This window comes from Streptomyces sp. NPDC001492, assembly GCF_053597275.1.
In genome coordinates this window covers 33,635-49,098 of record NZ_JBSFHW010000063.1, presented here as the reverse complement: position 1 = coordinate 49,098, position 15,464 = coordinate 33,635, and the positions used below count along the sequence as shown (strand labels likewise).

The window sequence follows — 15,464 nt, the reverse complement described above, 5'->3', positions numbered from 1 at the left end:
GTTGTGGCTGGTCGCTCCCCCACTCTCGGCTTCGCTCGAGCGGGGGGACCCCCATCGCGGCGGAGCCGCATATCGACGCAGTCCCGCGCCCCTGTCGGGGCGCGTTCCCCGTACCCTGTATGCGCATCACACCCCTGTTTTTCTGAGGAAGGCATACGTCGGTCATGGCGCAGCAGGACACCGATCAGCAGCACGTGGGCGTGCTTCCCGTGGACGACGACGGCTTCGTCATCGACACGGAGGAGACCGAGGAGCGCGAGAACGCCTGGCGGGCGGCCGGGACCTCGCGGCCCATCACCGTCGTCGGGAACCCGGTGCTGCACAAGGAGTGCAAGGACGTCACCGAGTTCGGCGAGGAGCTGCAGCAGCTGGTCGCGGACATGTTCGCCTCGCAGCGCACCGCCGAAGGCGTGGGCCTGGCCGCCAACCAGATCGGCGTCGACCTGAAGGTGTTCGTCTACGACTGCGGTGACGACGAGGGCGTCCGGCACGTCGGTGTCGTCTGCAACCCCAAGCTGGTCGACCTGCCCGCCGAGCGGCGCCGCCTGGACGACAGCAACGAGGGCTGCCTGTCCGTGCCCACCGCGTACGCACCGCTGGCCCGTCCCGACTACGCCGAGGTGACCGGCCAGGACGAGAAGGGCAACCCGATCAAGGTCCGCGGCACCGGCTACTTCGCCCGCTGCCTGCAGCACGAGACCGACCACCTGTACGGCTACCTGTACATCGACCGCCTGTCCAAGCGTGAGCGCAAGGACGCGCTGCGGCAGATGGCCGAGAACGAGCCGCGCTACCCCGTCGTCGCGAACGACTGAGGCGCCCCGGCAAGGGTCAGGCGGCCGCCTCGGGTCCCCTGAAGGTGCGCCGGTAGGCGTTCGGGGTCGTTCCGATCGCCTGGACGAACTGGTGGCGCAGCGCCGCCGCGTTGCCGAATCCCGCCCGGCCCGCGATCGCGTCCACCGTCTCGTCCGTGCCCTCCAGCAACCGCTGGGCCAGCAGCACGCGTTGCCGCAGGATCCACCGGTAGGGAGTCGTCCCCGTCTCCTGCTGGAAGCGGCGGGCGAAGGTGCGCGGCGACATGTGGGCGCGGTCGGCGAGCTGCTCGACCGTGACCTCCTCGTCGAGGTGCCGCTCCATCCACACCAGCACCTCGGCGACCGTGTCGCCGTGCGAGGGGGGCAGCGGGCGCTCGATGTACTGGGCCTGCCCGCCGTCCCGGTGCGGCGGCACCACCATCCGCCGGGCGATCTTGTTGGCGACCTCCGGGCCCTGTTCCTTGCGGACGATGTGCAGACAGGCGTCGATGCCGGCCGCGGTGCCCGCCGAGGTGATCACCGGGTCCTCGTCCACGTACAGGACGTCGGGTTCGACCGTCAGCCGCGGGTACGCCCGCGCCAGCTCCTCCGCGTGATGCCAGTGCACGGCACAGCGCCGGCCGTCGAGCAGCCCGGCCGCGGCGACGACGAAGACTCCGGAGCAGACGCTGAGGATCCGGGCGCCGCGGCCGGCCGCGCGCCGCAGCGCGTCAAGGAGCTCGGGCGGGAACTCCCGGGTCTCGAAGCAGGCACCGGCCGGCACGGCGATGAGGTCGGCCTCCTCCAGCCGCTCCAGACCGTGCTCGACGTTCATGGAGAAGCCCGCGCGCGTGCTCAGCACCGGGCCCTCGGCCGAGGCGACCGCGAAGTCGTAGACGGGCAGTCCGTCGTCGCTGCGGTCGGTGCCGAACACCTCGCAGACGACGGCCAGTTCGAAGGGGTTCACGCCGTCCAGGACGACGGCGGCGACGTTCTGCAGCATGCCACCAGTGTGCCTCGGCATTGGCAGTTTTTCGAGGGTCCACGGCAGTCCTGCCACTGTTTGTCAGGAGCTATCGGCGCGACAGTGGTGTCCATGGATACGGCACACCTCGAAGGACTGATCGGAATGCTGACCGTTCTCGCCCTCTTCGTTCTCCTGGTCCTCCCGTCCGTGCTCGGTATCGCGCGCGACCGGCGCATCGACCGGCAGATCCGCGAGGCCGAGCAGGCCCGCCGGGAGGCCGAGGGCCGCGTCCCCGTGGGGCGTCCGGCCCGCCGGCAGCGCTACTTCACCACCACGGTGACCCACCACTCCTGAATCCCCAGGCACGAGACCCGGCCGGACTGCGCGGCGCACAGCGGCCGCGTGGACTCCAGCCGGCTCTTCCCGTCCGCCACGGCCTTGAAGGCGGCGCTCGCGTCGCCGGGCTGCAGGACGAAGCCGCTGTTGGCGGCCTGCAGGACGGACCCGCTCGCGGTGACCGGCTTCCAGGGCCGCTTCGCGGTTCCGTCCAGGCTGATCCGGACGGTGTCGCCCACCGTCAGACAGACCGTGCGGCCGCTGTCGGCGGCACCGAGCGTCGACGCCGTCGTACAGCCGCCCGAGGGACTCGGCGGCGGGCTCTTCCTGGGTGTGGGGGAGGACGACACGCTGTTGCTGTCGCCGCCCTTGCCGCTGTCGGTCTGGTTGCCGCAGCCGGCCAGGGCGAGGGTGAGTGCCGCGAGGGCGAGGGTCGTGTGGCGGATCGTTCGGCGCATGGGGGGGCCTCCTCTCTCCTGTGACGTGTGAGCCCTGCGTCCGGATCCACACCTGAACCCCGGCCGCGAAGGCGGCGACCGGGGCCCGGGGTCACACAGGATCGATCGGGATCAGCTGGTCGTGACGGCGGTGTCGTCGACGACGAAGCTGGTCTGGAGCGAGGAGTCCTCGACACCGCTGAACTTCAGGGTGACGGTCGAGCCGGCGTACGAGGACAGGTCGATGGACTTCTGGGCGTACCCGGAGGCGGCGTTGACGTTCGAGTACGTCGCCAGGGTGGTCGAACCGGCGCTGACCGTCAGCTTGTCGTACGCGGTGGAGCCGGTCTCCGCGGTGTCGATGTGCAGGTAGAAGGTGAAGGTCGCCTTGCAGCCGCTCGGCACGGTCACCGACTGGGACAGCGTGTCGGTGTGCGAGGAGCCGTAGCCGTCCAGCCAGGCGTAGTACGAACCGGCGTGCGCCGACTCACTGCTGGAGTTGGTGATGACCCCGCTGGACGCGGTCCAGGTGGTGTTGCCCGACTCGAAGCCGGGGTTGCCGAGGAGCTGCGTGGAGGAGCAGGTGCCGCCGCTGGAACCGACCGTCCAGCTGAAGGAGGTCGAGCCGGAGGCGCCGGTGGAGTCCTTGGCGGTGACGGTGACCTGGTAGGTGCCCGCGGTGGACGCCGTACCCGAGATCAAGCCGGTCGAGCTGCTGATGGACAGCCCGGTCGGCAGGCCGCTCGCGCTGTAGGTCAGGGTCGCCCCCGCGCTGTCGCTCGCGCTGATCTGCAGGCTGACCGAGCTGCCGGTCGTCGTCGACTGGCTGCCCGGGTTGGTGACGGTCACCGTGTTGCCGGAGGTGCTGCCCGAGGTGAAGGCGGTGGTGCCGTTCGGGGTGCCCCAGCCGGTCGGGCCGTCGTAGCCGGTCCTGGCGGTGCAGAAGTAGGACGTCGAGCAGGAGCCGTTGTTGCCGCTGGTGACGTCGTACAGGTTGCCGGTGTGGGAGTACGGGTACTTCGCCGGGTAGTCGCCGGAGCCGGGGGTGCCGGCCAGCGCGTACACGCCGGCGATGATCGGCGCGCTGGCGCTGGTGCCGCCGTAGACCGCCCAGCCGGATCCGCCGTAGGTGTCGTAGACCGCGACACCGGTGGCCGGGTCGGCGACCGCGGAGACGTCGGCCTCCATGCGCTTGCCGCAGCCGGTGTCCGTCTGCCAGCTCGGCTTCGGGTCGTACGCGGAGCAGCCGGAGCCGGTGCCCTCGGTGGAGCTGGTGTGCCACACCGACTCGGTCCAGCCGCGGGAGTTGGAGGACGTGGACAGGGCCGTACCGCCGACCGCCGTCACGTACTGCGAGGTCGCCGGGTACTCGGCGCCGTAGGCGGAGTCGCCGGCGGAGACGGTGATCGCGACACCCGGGTGCTTGAAGTACGAGGTGTCCTCGCTCGTCTGGGAGGAGGACTCGGAGCCGCCCCAGCTGTTGGAGACGAACTTGGCGCCGAGCGACACGGCCTCGTTCTCGGCGATGCCGAGGTCGGTGTCGTTCGCGGAGTTGGCCTCGACGAGGATGATGTTGCAGTTCGGGCAGACCGCGCTGACCATGTCGAGGTCCAGCGCCTCCTCACCCGCCCAGCCGGTGTCGTTGGTGGGCAGCGAGGTCGTGGAGCCGGTCTGGCTGACCTGCTTGAAGCAGCCGTTGGCCTTGGTGCAGGAGGACAGGCCGTACGTCGAGCGGTAAGTGGCCAGGTCCGACTCGGCGTTGGGGTCGTTGTAGGCGTCCACCACGGCAACCGTCAGGCCGGAGCCGCCCGTCGAGGGCAGGTTGTAGGCGCTGTGCAGATTGGCCGGGGAGAGGCCGGAGGGCGCGGCGGCGGCGACCGCGGAGGCCAGCCGCTGCTTGATGTCGGTACGGCGCTGGGCGAAGCAGGACGCGTGGCCGGGGGCGGCGGTGGCGCACAGGTGCTGGGTCGGCACCTTCTGGCCGGCCTTGCCGGTCGAGTGGAACGTCTGCCGCTCGGGGGAGGTGAGGGCCTTGGCGTTCTGGGTGGTCCGGGTGGGGTGCGCGGCCACGGGTGCCGCGTGCGCGGGGGCGGCCACGAGGCCGGCGAGACCGAGAGCGAGGGCCGGTATGGCGGTGGCCAGGAGTCTTCGCAGGCTCCGTCTGGGCTTTTCACGCATGGGGGTACTGCCTCCGTCGTTGGAGTGGGGTTCTCGACGCTGGTGGCAGGCCTGTGACGCGCGTAGCGGCGGCGGGGCGCGATGCCGTCATGGGCATGACACTTGAAACGTCCTGCGCCGGTGTTGTGTGTACATGGCAGGACGGCCAGAAAGTAGCGGGAGGCGAGGAGCCCGGAACAGATGGGCCGGAAGAACTTTGCCGCTCCGTGGGAGGTCCATGGCCGTCCGATGGAGGCCCTATGGACGCTCCATGGGCGAGTCCCGGTGGGGCCAGTCCAGCACGGTCAGTTCCGGCCATTGCTCGCGCCAGCGCGCGGTCTTCGCTTCGTATACGGAACGCGGTGCGAGCACGGGGTTCGGCCGCACGACGAGGTTGAAGACGTCGGAGAGGCCGTGCGGTGCGTAGACCCGCCACCGGCCGCCGGCCTCCAGCCGTACGCCCAGGCAGCAGGTCGTGGCGGCGAAGCTGTCGATCGCCGCCTCCGTGGAGTCGTACGGCGGGCACGGCACCCCGAACCTGTCCTCGTACCAGAGGTGCACGCGTGCCTCGTTGCGGATCTCGACCTCGGCCGGGAGATCCGCGAAGATCTCCCGGCCGGCCTTGATCACGGCGTCCTCGGCCTCCCAGGACAGGTCGTCGGCGTCGAAGTAGAAGACGTCGTAGTCCTTGATGCCGGCGGTGGGCGGACGGTCGGTGACGACGTTCCAGACGGTCTGGAAGACGCACCCGGCGGTGAGATACCAGCCGGGCAGCGCCATCGTCGCGGTCCGCTCCAGCACCTCGGTCAGGACGCTGTTGCGGGTCAACGCCGCACGCAGGGAGTCGAGTTGCTCATCCAGGGAAAGACGGCTGATCACCCTCCCGGCATATCACAGCCGGGACCGTCAGAAGTCCTCGTCCAGGTCGACCGTGCCCTCCACCGCCACCTGGTACGCCGAAGGACGGCGCTCGAAGAAGTTGGTCAGTTCCTGGACGCCCTGCAACTCCATGAAGGAGAAGGGGTTCTCGGAGCCGTACACCGGGGCGAAGCCGAGGCGGGTGAGGCGCTGGTCGGCGACGCACTCCAGGTACTGGCGCATCGACTCGGTGTTCATGCCGGGCAGACCGTCCCCGCACAGGTCGCGCCCGAACTGCAGCTCCGCCTCGACGGCCTCCCGCAGCATGTCCGTCACCTGCTGCTCGAGCTGGTCGTCGAAGAGCTCCGGCTCCTCCTTGCGGACGGTGTCGACGACGTCGAACGCGAAGCTCATGTGCATCGTCTCGTCGCGGAAGACCCAGTTGGTGCCGGTGGCCAGGCCGTGCAGCAGGCCGCGGCTGCGGAACCAGTAGACGTACGCGAAAGCACCGTAGAAGAACAGGCCCTCGATGCAGGCGGCGAAGCAGATCAGGTTGAGCAGGAAGCGGCGGCGGTCGGACGTGGACTCCAGGCGGTCAAGGCTGTCCACCGAGTCCATCCACTTGAAGCAGAACTGGGCCTTCTCGCGGATGGAGGGGATGTTCTCGACGGCGGCGAAGGCGGCGGCGCGGTCCTCCGGGTCGGGCAGGTAGGTGTCCAGGAGGGTCAGATAGAACTGGACGTGCACGGCCTCCTCGAACAGCTGGCGGCTCAGATAGAGCCGCGCCTCCGGGGAGTTGATGTGCTTGTACAGGGTCAGGACCAGGTTGTTCGCCACGATTGAGTCGCCCGTCGCGAAGAAGGCGACCAGGCGGCCGATCAGGTGCTGCTCGGCGGGCGTGAGCTTCGCGAGGTCGGCCACGTCCGAGTGGAGGTCGACCTCCTCCACGGTCCAGGTGTTCTTGATGGCGTCCCGGTAGCGCTCGTAGAAGTCCGGGTAGCGCATGGGGCGCAGGGTCAGTTCGAAGCCCGGGTCGAGGAGATTGGCGTTACGGGTGGTCATTACTGGCAGGCCTCGCAGGACTCGGGGTTTTCCAGGGAGCAGGCGACCGCTTCGGGGTCGGCTGCTTGCTGCACGGGGATGGTCGCCTGGGCGGCCCGGGCGATCCGGGTCGCCGGGCGGGAGCGCAGGTAGTACGTCGTCTTCAGACCCTGCTTCCAGGCGTACGCGTACATCGAGGAGAGCTTGCCGATGGTCGGCGTCTCCAGGAACAGGTTCAGGGACTGGGACTGGTCCAGGAACGGGGTGCGGGCGGCGGCCATGTCGATGAGCCCGCGCTGCGGGATCTCCCACGCCGTGCGGTACAGGGCGCGTACATCGGCCGGGATCCAGGCGAAGTCCTGCACCGAGCCGTTCGACTCGCGCAGCGCCTCGCGGGTGCGGGCGTCCCAGACGCCGAGCTCCTTGAGGTCCTTCACCAGGTAGGAGTTGACCTGGAGGAACTCGCCGGAGAGGGTCTCGCGCTTGAAGAGGTTGGAGACCTGCGGCTCGATGCACTCGTACACGCCCGCGATCGACGCGATGGTGGCGGTGGGGGCGATCGCGAGGAGGAGCGAGTTGCGCATGCCGACGGCGGCGACGCGTTCCCGGAGGGCCGCCCAGCGCTCCGGCCAGGTGAGTTCGGTGTCGTAGTGGTCGGGGTGCAGGACACCGCGGGCCGTACGGGTCTTCTCCCAGGCCGGCAGCGGGCCGCTCCGCTCGGCGAGGTCGGCGGAGGCTTCGTACGCGGCGAGCATGATGCGCTCGGCGATCCGGGTGGACAGGGCCTTGGCCTCGGGGGAGTCGAAGGGCAGGCGGAGCTTGAAGAAGACGTCCTGGAGACCCATCGCGCCCAGGCCCACGGGGCGCCAGCGGGCGTTCGAACGGCCCGCCTGCTCGGTGGGGTAGAAGTTGATGTCGACCACGCGGTCCAGGAAGGTCACGGCCGTGCGGACCGTCTCGTCCAGCCGCTCCCAGTCGATGTCCTGACCGACCACGAACGCGCCGAGGTTGACCGAACCCAGGTTGCAGACCGCCGTCTCGCCGTCGTCCGTGACCTCCAGGATCTCGGTGCAGAGGTTGGAGGAGTGGACGACATGGCCCGGCTCGGCGGTCTGGTTGGCGGTCCGGTTGGCGGCGTCCTTGAAGGTCATCCAGCCGTTGCCGGTCTGCGCGAGGGCGCGCATCATGCGGCCGTAGAGGTCACGGGCGGGGATGGTCTTCTTCGCGAGCCCCGCCTCCTCTGCCTTGCGGTAGGCGGCGTCGAACTCCTCACCCCACAGGTCCACCAGCTCCGGCACGTCCGCCGGGGAGAACAGGGACCACTGCCCGTCGGCGTTCACGCGGCGCATGAACTCGTCCGGGACCCAGTGCGCGAGGTTCAGGTTGTGCGTACGGCGGGCGTCCTCACCGGTGTTGTCGCGCAGCTCCAGGAACTCCTCGATGTCGGAGTGCCAGGTCTCCAGGTAGACGGCGGCCGCGCCCTTGCGCCGGCCGCCCTGGTTCACGGCGGCGACCGAGGCGTCGAGGGTCTTCAGGAACGGGACGATGCCGTTGGAGTGGCCGTTGGTGCCGCGGATGAGGGAGCCGCGGGCGCGGATGCGGCTGTACGACAGGCCGATGCCGCCGGCGTGCTTCGAGAGGCGGGCGACCTGGTGGTAGCGGTCGTAGATGGAGTCCAGCTCGTCCAGCGGGGAGTCGAGGAGGTAGCAGGACGACATCTGGGGGTGCCGGGTGCCGGAGTTGAAGAGGGTGGGGGAGGACGGGAGGTAGTCGAGGCGGCTCATGAGCCGGTAGAGGGCCTCGACTTCCTCGAGTGCGCGTGTGGTGTCGTCCTCGGCCAGGCCGCTCGCCACCCTCAGCATGAAGTGCTGCGGCGTCTCGATGACCTGGCGGGTGATGGGGTGCCGGAGCAGATAGCGGCTGTGCAGGGTGCGCAGGCCGAAGTAGCCGAAACGGTCATCGGCCTGAGGGTCGATGAGGGCGTCGAGGCGGTCGGCGTGGACCCGTACGAACTCCGCCGTGCGGTCGGCGACGAGGCCCTCGCGGTGGCCGACGGCGACGGACTCGGTGAAGGACCTGACGCCCTGGGAGGCTGCCTCCGCGGCGATGCCGATCGTCAGCAGCCGGGCGGCCAGCTGCGAGTAGGCGGGGTCCTCGGAGATGAGGCCGGCGGCCGCCTCCGTGGCCAGTTCGCGCAGCTCCGTCTCGTCCGCACGGGCGGACCGGCCGCGCAGCGCGGCGGCGGCGACCCGGCCGGGGTCGGCGTCGGGAAGGTCGGCGGTCAGCCCGGTCAGGGTCCGCAGCAGCGCGGCTCCCAGGCCGTCCTCGGCCACGGCGGCGCTGGCTGAAACCGGGTCTGCTGGCGCGATGGTCACGTGAGGCTCTCCCTCGCTCGGCACGGGGGCCTTGCGGAGGGCAGGGGGCAGTCACGAGCGCACACGGCGTCGCGTCCACCGGCCCACTCCACGAGGCCCGGACGTCACAGCACCCGGGCCACGGCGGCCGGGCGCACTGTCGGCAGGTCCTCGGACTGACGCCCATATGTGTGCGAACACGTATGGGTACACCGTTGCGGGACAGTTCCGGATTCGCACCGGATTCCCCTGCGACGACAGCGAGCATGAGCATACATCTTGTGCCGGGTGAGGACAGCACCCCCATATGTTGTGTCGCGCCGACTTCGGAGCGTGTCAGAGTGTCAACTCATAGGTGAGGAGCAGGATGTCCTCGTTCCCCGGAACCGGATGCCAGTCGCGCTCGGGGACGCGGACGAAGCCGAGGCGTTCGTAGATCCGGTGGGCGGCACGCATCGAGCCCTGGGTCGACAGGACGAGGCCGGTGCGGCCGGGCGTGGCCCTGGACCGGTCGATGCAGGCGCGCACGAGGGCCTCGCCGATGCCACGGCGGCGGGCGGCCGGGGCGACGGCGAGCATCCGTATCTCGCTCTCCGAAGGCCCGGCTATCTCGGAAAGGGGACCGCCGGACGGCACGAAGGTCACGCCCCCGAGGAGGCGGTCGCGCTCCACGGCCACCAGGACCTGCGCGTGGGCCGCCCGTTTGGCGACGTCCTTCAGCTCGCCGAGGTACCAGTCGCTGCCTGCGAAGTCGAGCAGCCCGTCGCCGAGGTAGGCCTGGGCGGTGATCTCGCCGAGAGTCTCGTACTCGTCGGGCTCCGCCTGCCGGATCACGATGTCCATGGCCCGAGTCTGCCGGACGGGTAGGACAACGGGCCTCGGGTTTTCCACAGGGGGTCTCGTGACCCGACCCCGGGTTGCGGGGCGTTGGGGGAGTGCTTCCAATGGAAGGAGGTACAGGCGTCGGCGTGGGCCTCCGATCCCGAGAACCGCTCTCGGAGGGAGAACGCACGATGTCGGTCGCCCGTCACTCGCCCAGCAGGACGCGGCCACGAAGAGCGTTGCGTCCAAAGGCCCGCGGGGGCACCGCCCGCCCCAGGAAATGGCGCAGATGGTTCTCCTACGCCAACGTGACCAGGATCGTGTGGCTGACCGCCCTGCTCGCGGTCCTCGCCTGGTGCGGGGAGGGTGTGTACATCTGGTTCGCGCATACGTCGACCGGGTTCGAGCACCTGCGGCAGAGCAAGGGGTTCGACGCCGTCCTGCTGTTCGTCGGTCCCGTGCTCACCGCTTCACTCGCCGCCGCGCTCTTCCTGTTCTGGTGGTACAGCTGGACCAAGCGGCGTTACCTGGCGAAGGCGCGTGGGGATCCCCGGGGACTGATGCCCACCGCCGGGCAGGACACCGCCGAGATCGTCGGCCGCGAGGAGGTTGTCCAGGTCATCGCCGAACGGCTGCGGGAGCGTGACACGCGCAGGCCCTATCTCCTCGTCGGAGGTGTCGGCGCGGGCAAGACCGCCGTCCTTGTACGGCTCACCGAACTGCTCGCCCGGCTGAACGCCGTGCCCGTGCCGATCAGGCTGAGGGACGCGGACGGCGGGACCGACCTCAACTTCGAGCGCATGGCCAAGCAGCGCTTCGCCGACGAGGCGCCCCAGGGCGTTCTGGCGCGCGGCAAGACCGAGCGGGTCTGGCAGCAACTGCTGGCCGACGACAAGCCGGTGGTGATAGCCGACGGGCTGGAAGAGGCGCTCCTCGACGGCGAACTCCAGCAGCACCGCGACAACATCATCCGTCAGGCCATCCAGCGCGCCTATGACGAGAAGCTGCCCCTGGTCATCGCCTCCCGGCCGCACAGTCCGCTGGAGAGCACCCCCGCCGCGATCGTCGAGCTGGAACCGCTGAGCGAGGAGGAGGCCCTCCGGTTCCTCGAAGGGCAGGTACCGGGCACGGACGAGCGCCGGGTGGACTGGATCGTGGAGACGGCGGAGGTGACCGAATCACCCATCTACCTGCAGATCGCGCGCGAACTGCACTGCCTGGGCGCCCTGGAGCGTGACCGGCCGCGCGACGATCCCCAGCGGCTGGACACGCGCAGCCGGGATCGCAGCACGCTCCGGCTGTGGCTGCTGGAGAAATGGGATCAGGCCCTGTGCGAGGGCCGGCTGCGCGAGGAGGTGGCGCTGACATCGCAGGAGCGCCGGGACACCGTCGAAGTGGTCTCCGCCCTGGCGTGCATCGGACTGCTCCAGGACGAACTGGAGGTCGGCTTCGACGAATTGCTCGACCAGGACATGCATCCCGGTAGGGCGCGGCACGCGAGAACCTGGGCGGAGCACGTGTGGACGAGGAGCCGCCGCTTCGACCGGTACGGCAAGCGCCAGAACGCCTTGTCCGAGTGGCACCGACGGCGGATCTGGAACACGCTCTGCGACAGGCTCGGTGCCGAGGAGGGCAGGCGTCTGCGCGAAGGGAACGCGGACCAGTGCCACGCCGTGCTCGCCCGGATCGTGGGCAACGCGCACAGGCTCAGGCTGGTGGAGGGCTCCGAGAAGAAGGTCCGTTTCCCGCACAGCATCCTTCAGGCCTACTTCGGCTTCCGCGTACTGCACCACCTTGGGGAGCGAGGTGCCGGAGAGCTGGTCGAGCAGGCACTGCAGCCGCGCGGGCCCAGCCGGGAACTGCTCATCGCTCTGGTGCTGCTGTCCCGTCGGCGGGCGGCAGAGCTGACGGCCACGGGCGGCAGCATTCAGGCCGAAGTGAAGAAGGGGTTCGAGGAGTTGGTGCGGCAGTCACCTGTGCGGGGGCGCACTCTGGCCCACCGGCTCCTCGTGGCCGCGAATCTCCGCACGGAGGATCCGAAGGCCCTGGATCTCTACGCCGCGGCCATAGAAATCGAGAGTGTGGAGGAGAACCCGAGACTGCTGGAGGACATCGTCGCCAAGGTGCGCGAAGGCTGGCCCCGCGTCAAGGGGGACCGACGCAGCCTCGAGGACGCGAAGCTCAGGCTGGTGAGGCGGCTCGGCGCGGCACTGCGGGCCGTCTGCGACGGAACGGACACCGTGCCGTTGTACGAGAAGCTCTTCGAGATGGGCATCGCGGAGCCCTCCTACCCGCTACGCCTGGCCGTCGCGCAGGAGATCGGCACCGGCGGCAATGCCGCGTTCGGCATGCTCCGCGAGCGGAGTGGGTTCAACAGCGACCCCGTGAAGGAGTACGACGCCAAGGTCAGTGCTCTGAAAGCCGGGAAGGGGGAGCGGTTGGCGATGTGGGCCGTGGCGATGGGGCAGGCGAGAGCCGCCCGCGGGCCCTCGCGGGCCGTGTCGGCCGAACGCATCAAAGAGCTGCAGAGCAGACGAAGGGTTATCAACAGAAAGTACCGTGACAAACGGGTGGCTCTTTTCCGGGAGTTCGTGATGCGGGCCTGGATGCTTCCCATGCTCCTCGGCTCCGTCGACGAGGACCACCGCGACGAGACCCAGGAACGCATCGTCAAGTGGCTGCGCCACCTCGACCCGAAATACACCGGCGGCACCCCGGACCTCCCGCTCGCCCTGGAGGCCGCGCTGGCCCAGGGCTTCAAATACGCTGCCAACCGGCGCAAACGCCACCCTGACGCCCACTCGGGCAACCGCGCCGACCTGATCCGGCTGGCGGAGACCGTGCTGCAGCAGTCCCGGTGCTGGTATGCGCAGCTCAGCCTGGTTCAAGCGCTGGGCCTGTGGGAGCTCCCGGACAGCGCCGGCCTCCGTGAGCGGGACGGCGGCCCCGTCGGGGCACGCGAGCCGTCGCGGGCGATCGGCGGGATGACCGCGGTGCAGACCGTACAGCGTTGGCTGTCGACGGCCGGCACGGTGAACCGTGCTTCCGGCGCGAACGGCGTGCCTGCCCTGCCGCTCGTCCATCCGTTCGTCGCCGAGGCGGCCGACCTGGTGGCCCTCGCCCTGGAGACCGGGCAGCCCGAGCGTTTCCTCTGGGTCGACGAGAAGGGCGTGGCGGACAACATCGGCTCCCGCAACGGCAACCCCGCCGGGTATCGCAAGCACAACCTTTGGATCCCGCCCTCCGTGGGCTGGAGCAGCCTCGACGCGCGAGCCCAGTACCTCGTCGCCGACATTCTGGTCATGCTGAACCTCATCGAACGCGACGGACACCCCGACGAGGTCGAGGAGCGCCTGGCCCGCGCGGAGCCGCACGGCATGCCGCTCCCGCCCTGCATCCGCACGAACCGCTACCCGCTGCGGCCCGATCTGCAGGCCGGTACCTCGGTTCCGCTCACCCCCGGCAGCACCTGTCTGCCCGACTGCAAGTTCCAGCTCTGCCCGTACCCGCCCCGGGGCTGTGTCCCCCGGGGAGAGATCCGCGAGCCGTTCTGCCGCCAGCAGCAAGCCCTGCTGCCCGGGCGGGTGCGCCGCCTCTTTCCCCGAGGCCTGCGCGGGAAGACCCCGCACTGGGTGGGCATGCGGGTACAGGAACTGGACCTGTTCTGGGGCGAGATGGCCAAGCGCACGAGGGACTGACCGCCGTGCGGTACGACAACGGGCCGCCGGATTTCCCCGACGGCCGCTGATCGCCGTAACCGCTAGTGGGACGCGCCCGCCGTCGCCGGGGGCAGCTCCACCTGGACGCCCGGGTCGCCCGCGTCCGCCGTGTAGTCCCCCGGCTTCGTCTCGTCGACGCCCTCGGGGGCCTTCAGGGCCTTCAGGACGAAGGTGAGCACCACCGCGACCACCGCGTTCAGGACGAACGCCGTCAGGCCGATGTAGCCCATCTCGCCGAGGCCCGGGATGTTCGCGTTGGAGCCGCCGAAGTGCTTCTGGCCCGGGTTGGTCGGGGAGGCGACACCGTAGGCGGCGAGCGTGCCGTAGACCATGCCGACCGCCCAGCCCGCGAGCAGCGCCCAGCGGTGGAACCAGCGCGTGAACAGGCCGCCGACCAGGGCCGGGAAGGTCTGCAGGATCCAGATGCCGCCCAGCAGCTGGAAGTTGATCGCGACCGTCTTGTCCATCGTCAGGACGAAGACCAGGGCACCCACCTTCACCAGCAGCGAGACGATCTTGGAGACCTTGGTCTCCTGCTCCGCCGTCGCGTCGGGCTTGATGAAGTCCTTGTAGATGTTGCGGGTGAAGAGGTTCGCGGCCGCGATGGACATGATCGCCGCGGGGACGAGCGCGCCGATGCCGATCGCGGCGAAGGCCACGCCCGCGAACCAGCTCGGGAACATGTTCTCGAACAGCTGCGGAATGGCCAGTTGACCGTTGGTGACCTTGACCCCGGCCGCGATCGCCATGAAGCCGAGCAGCGCGAGCAGGCCCAGCATCAGCGAGTACAGCGGAAGGATGGTGGTGTTGCGGCGGATCACGTCACGGCTCTTCGAGGACAGCGTCGCGGTGATCGAGTGCGGGTACATGAACAGCGCGAGCGCGGAGCCCAGCGCCAGCGTGGCGTACGTCCACTGGTTCGCCTCGGCCGGGACCAGCGCCCCGCGCGGCTTCCCCGTCGCCGGGTTGGTCGCGCTGAAGGCCTCGCCCGCCTTGGCGAAGATGTGGTCGAACCCGCCCAGCTTGATCGGGATGTAGATGATCGCGACGGCGATGACGATGTAGATCAGCGCGTCCTTGACGAACGCGATCAGCGCGGGGGCGCGCAGACCCGAGGAGTACGTGTACGCCGCCAGCACACCGAAGGCGATCAGCAACGGCAGGTCCTTCACGAACCAGTTGGAGCCCGCGCTGCCGCCGATCCCCATGACGTCGAGGACGGCCTGGATGCCCACCAGCTGCAGCGCGATGTACGGCATCGTCGCCAGGATGCCGGTCACGGCCACCGCCAGCGACAGCCCCTTCGAGCCGAAGCGGCCGCGCACGAAGTCCGAGGTGGTCACGTACCCGTGCCGGTGCGAGACCGACCACAGCCGGGGCAGGAACGTGAAGATCAGGGGGTACACCAGGATCGTGTAGGGCACCGCGAAGAAGCCGGCCGCGCCCGCCGCGTAGATCGCCGCGGGTACGGCGACGAAGGTGTACGCCGTGTACAGGTCGCCGCCGAGCAGGAACCAGGTGATCCAGGTGCCGAACGACCGCCCGCCCAGGCCCCATTCGTCGAGGCTCTGCTCGTTCTCGGCCTTGCGCCAGCGCGCGGCCAGGAAGCCCATGACCGTGACGGCCAGGAAGAAGAAGATGAAGACGCCGAGCGCGACGCCGTTCACGCCGGTCTTCACTTGCTGCCTCCCCGGCGGGCCCGCTGGTCACGCTGCCACAGCTGGTACGCGGTCATGGTCAGCGCCGTGGAGATCAGCACCCACAGCATCTGGTACCAGTAGAAGAACGGGATACCGCCGAGCGCCGGGTCGGTCTTGGCGTAGGAGCCGACCCACAGCATCGCCACGAAGGGCGCGACGAGGCAGATGGCGATGACGACGCGGACCGGTGTCACCACCGGGGGTCTCGCTTCTGGCGTTTCAGACATACCGCGACTCCGTCCCCTCACTGATCACCTGTGTAACGCGCAGGCAATCTAG

The 15,464-nt window shown here is 69.6% G+C and carries 12 protein-coding genes and 1 riboswitch; of the genes, 3 read left to right on the top strand and 9 right to left on the bottom strand.

Annotated features, from left to right (window positions below; genetic code table 11):
• The first annotated feature begins 164 nt into the window (after positions 1-164).
• Entirely contained in the window at positions 165-815 is a 651-nt protein-coding gene (def, locus tag ACWC1K_RS45485) for a peptide deformylase (RefSeq protein WP_450839505.1), read from the top strand.
• Between the two features lie 16 nt (positions 816-831).
• On the opposite strand, the gene ACWC1K_RS45480 is transcribed toward def, so the two are convergent.
• Positions 832-1,797 (bottom strand): GlxA family transcriptional regulator, encoded by a 966-nt coding sequence (locus tag ACWC1K_RS45480; protein WP_450839503.1) that lies wholly within the window; start codon positions 1,795-1,797, stop codon positions 832-834.
• Between the two features lie 93 nt (positions 1,798-1,890).
• On the opposite strand from ACWC1K_RS45480, the gene ACWC1K_RS45475 reads away from it, so the two are divergent.
• Positions 1,891-2,115: a hypothetical protein gene (locus tag ACWC1K_RS45475; RefSeq protein ID WP_450839502.1), complete on the top strand. Its 225-nt coding sequence runs from the start codon at positions 1,891-1,893 to the stop codon at positions 2,113-2,115.
• Here the strand turns inward: ACWC1K_RS45475 and ACWC1K_RS45470 are convergent.
• The 6 genes from ACWC1K_RS45470 to ACWC1K_RS45445 form a co-directional block, all read right to left on the bottom strand.
• A complete protein-coding gene (locus tag ACWC1K_RS45470; RefSeq protein WP_450839500.1) occupies positions 2,082-2,555 on the bottom strand; it encodes a hypothetical protein in 474 nt (157 codons plus the stop codon). The two genes, ACWC1K_RS45475 and ACWC1K_RS45470, sit on opposite strands and share 34 nt — an antisense overlap.
• A 111-nt stretch (positions 2,556-2,666) precedes the next feature.
• On the bottom strand, positions 2,667-4,712 hold the full coding sequence (locus tag ACWC1K_RS45465) for a putative Ig domain-containing protein (RefSeq protein ID WP_450839499.1): 2,046 nt from the start codon (positions 4,710-4,712) through the stop codon (positions 2,667-2,669).
• A gap of 237 nt (positions 4,713-4,949) precedes the next feature.
• Complete coding sequence (locus ACWC1K_RS45460) at positions 4,950-5,570, bottom strand: nucleotidyltransferase family protein (protein ID WP_450839497.1); 621 nt, start codon at positions 5,568-5,570, stop codon at positions 4,950-4,952.
• Between the two features lie 27 nt (positions 5,571-5,597).
• On the bottom strand, positions 5,598-6,611 hold the full coding sequence (locus ACWC1K_RS45455) for a ribonucleotide-diphosphate reductase subunit beta (protein ID WP_450839495.1): 1,014 nt from the start codon (positions 6,609-6,611) through the stop codon (positions 5,598-5,600).
• Positions 6,611-8,965: a ribonucleoside-diphosphate reductase subunit alpha gene (locus tag ACWC1K_RS45450; protein WP_450839493.1), complete on the bottom strand. Its 2,355-nt coding sequence runs from the start codon at positions 8,963-8,965 to the stop codon at positions 6,611-6,613. The genes ACWC1K_RS45455 and ACWC1K_RS45450 overlap by 1 nt, the downstream gene beginning before the upstream one ends.
• A 124-nt stretch (positions 8,966-9,089) precedes the next feature.
• A riboswitch (cobalamin riboswitch) is annotated at positions 9,090-9,218 on the bottom strand.
• 62 nt (positions 9,219-9,280) lie between these two features.
• Positions 9,281-9,787 (bottom strand): GNAT family N-acetyltransferase, encoded by a 507-nt coding sequence (locus tag ACWC1K_RS45445; protein WP_450839491.1) that lies wholly within the window; start codon positions 9,785-9,787, stop codon positions 9,281-9,283.
• A gap of 287 nt (positions 9,788-10,074) precedes the next feature.
• Here ACWC1K_RS45445 and ACWC1K_RS45440 point away from each other — a divergent pair, with 287 nt between their 5' ends.
• Entirely contained in the window at positions 10,075-13,464 is a 3,390-nt protein-coding gene (locus ACWC1K_RS45440) for an ATP-binding protein (protein WP_450839489.1), read from the top strand.
• Positions 13,465-13,526: 62 nt separating this feature from the next.
• On the opposite strand, the gene mctP is transcribed toward ACWC1K_RS45440, so the two are convergent.
• Both mctP and ACWC1K_RS45430 read right to left on the bottom strand, forming a co-directional pair.
• Entirely contained in the window at positions 13,527-15,164 is a 1,638-nt protein-coding gene (gene mctP / locus ACWC1K_RS45435) for a monocarboxylate uptake permease MctP (protein ID WP_450839487.1), read from the bottom strand.
• Complete coding sequence (locus ACWC1K_RS45430; RefSeq protein ID WP_450839486.1) at positions 15,161-15,412, bottom strand: DUF3311 domain-containing protein; 252 nt, start codon at positions 15,410-15,412, stop codon at positions 15,161-15,163. Before ACWC1K_RS45430 ends, mctP begins: the two co-directional genes overlap by 4 nt.
• Positions 15,413-15,464 lie beyond the last annotated feature (52 nt).

Bases quoted from the DNA above. Each gene is read 5' to 3' on its own strand.
- def (WP_450839505.1), top strand. From the start codon at position 165: ATGGCGCAGCAGGACACCGATCAGCAGCACGTGGGCGTGCTTCCCGTG.
- ACWC1K_RS45480 (WP_450839503.1), bottom strand. From the start codon at position 1,797: ATGCTGCAGAACGTCGCCGCCGTCGTCCTGGACGGCGTGAACCCCTTC.
- ACWC1K_RS45475 (WP_450839502.1), top strand. From the start codon at position 1,891: ATGGATACGGCACACCTCGAAGGACTGATCGGAATGCTGACCGTTCTC.
- ACWC1K_RS45470 (WP_450839500.1), bottom strand. From the start codon at position 2,555: ATGCGCCGAACGATCCGCCACACGACCCTCGCCCTCGCGGCACTCACC.
- ACWC1K_RS45465 (WP_450839499.1), bottom strand. From the start codon at position 4,712: ATGCGTGAAAAGCCCAGACGGAGCCTGCGAAGACTCCTGGCCACCGCC.
- ACWC1K_RS45455 (WP_450839495.1), bottom strand. From the start codon at position 6,611: ATGACCACCCGTAACGCCAATCTCCTCGACCCGGGCTTCGAACTGACC.
- ACWC1K_RS45445 (WP_450839491.1), bottom strand. From the start codon at position 9,787: ATGGACATCGTGATCCGGCAGGCGGAGCCCGACGAGTACGAGACTCTC.
- ACWC1K_RS45430 (WP_450839486.1), bottom strand. From the start codon at position 15,412: ATGTCTGAAACGCCAGAAGCGAGACCCCCGGTGGTGACACCGGTCCGC.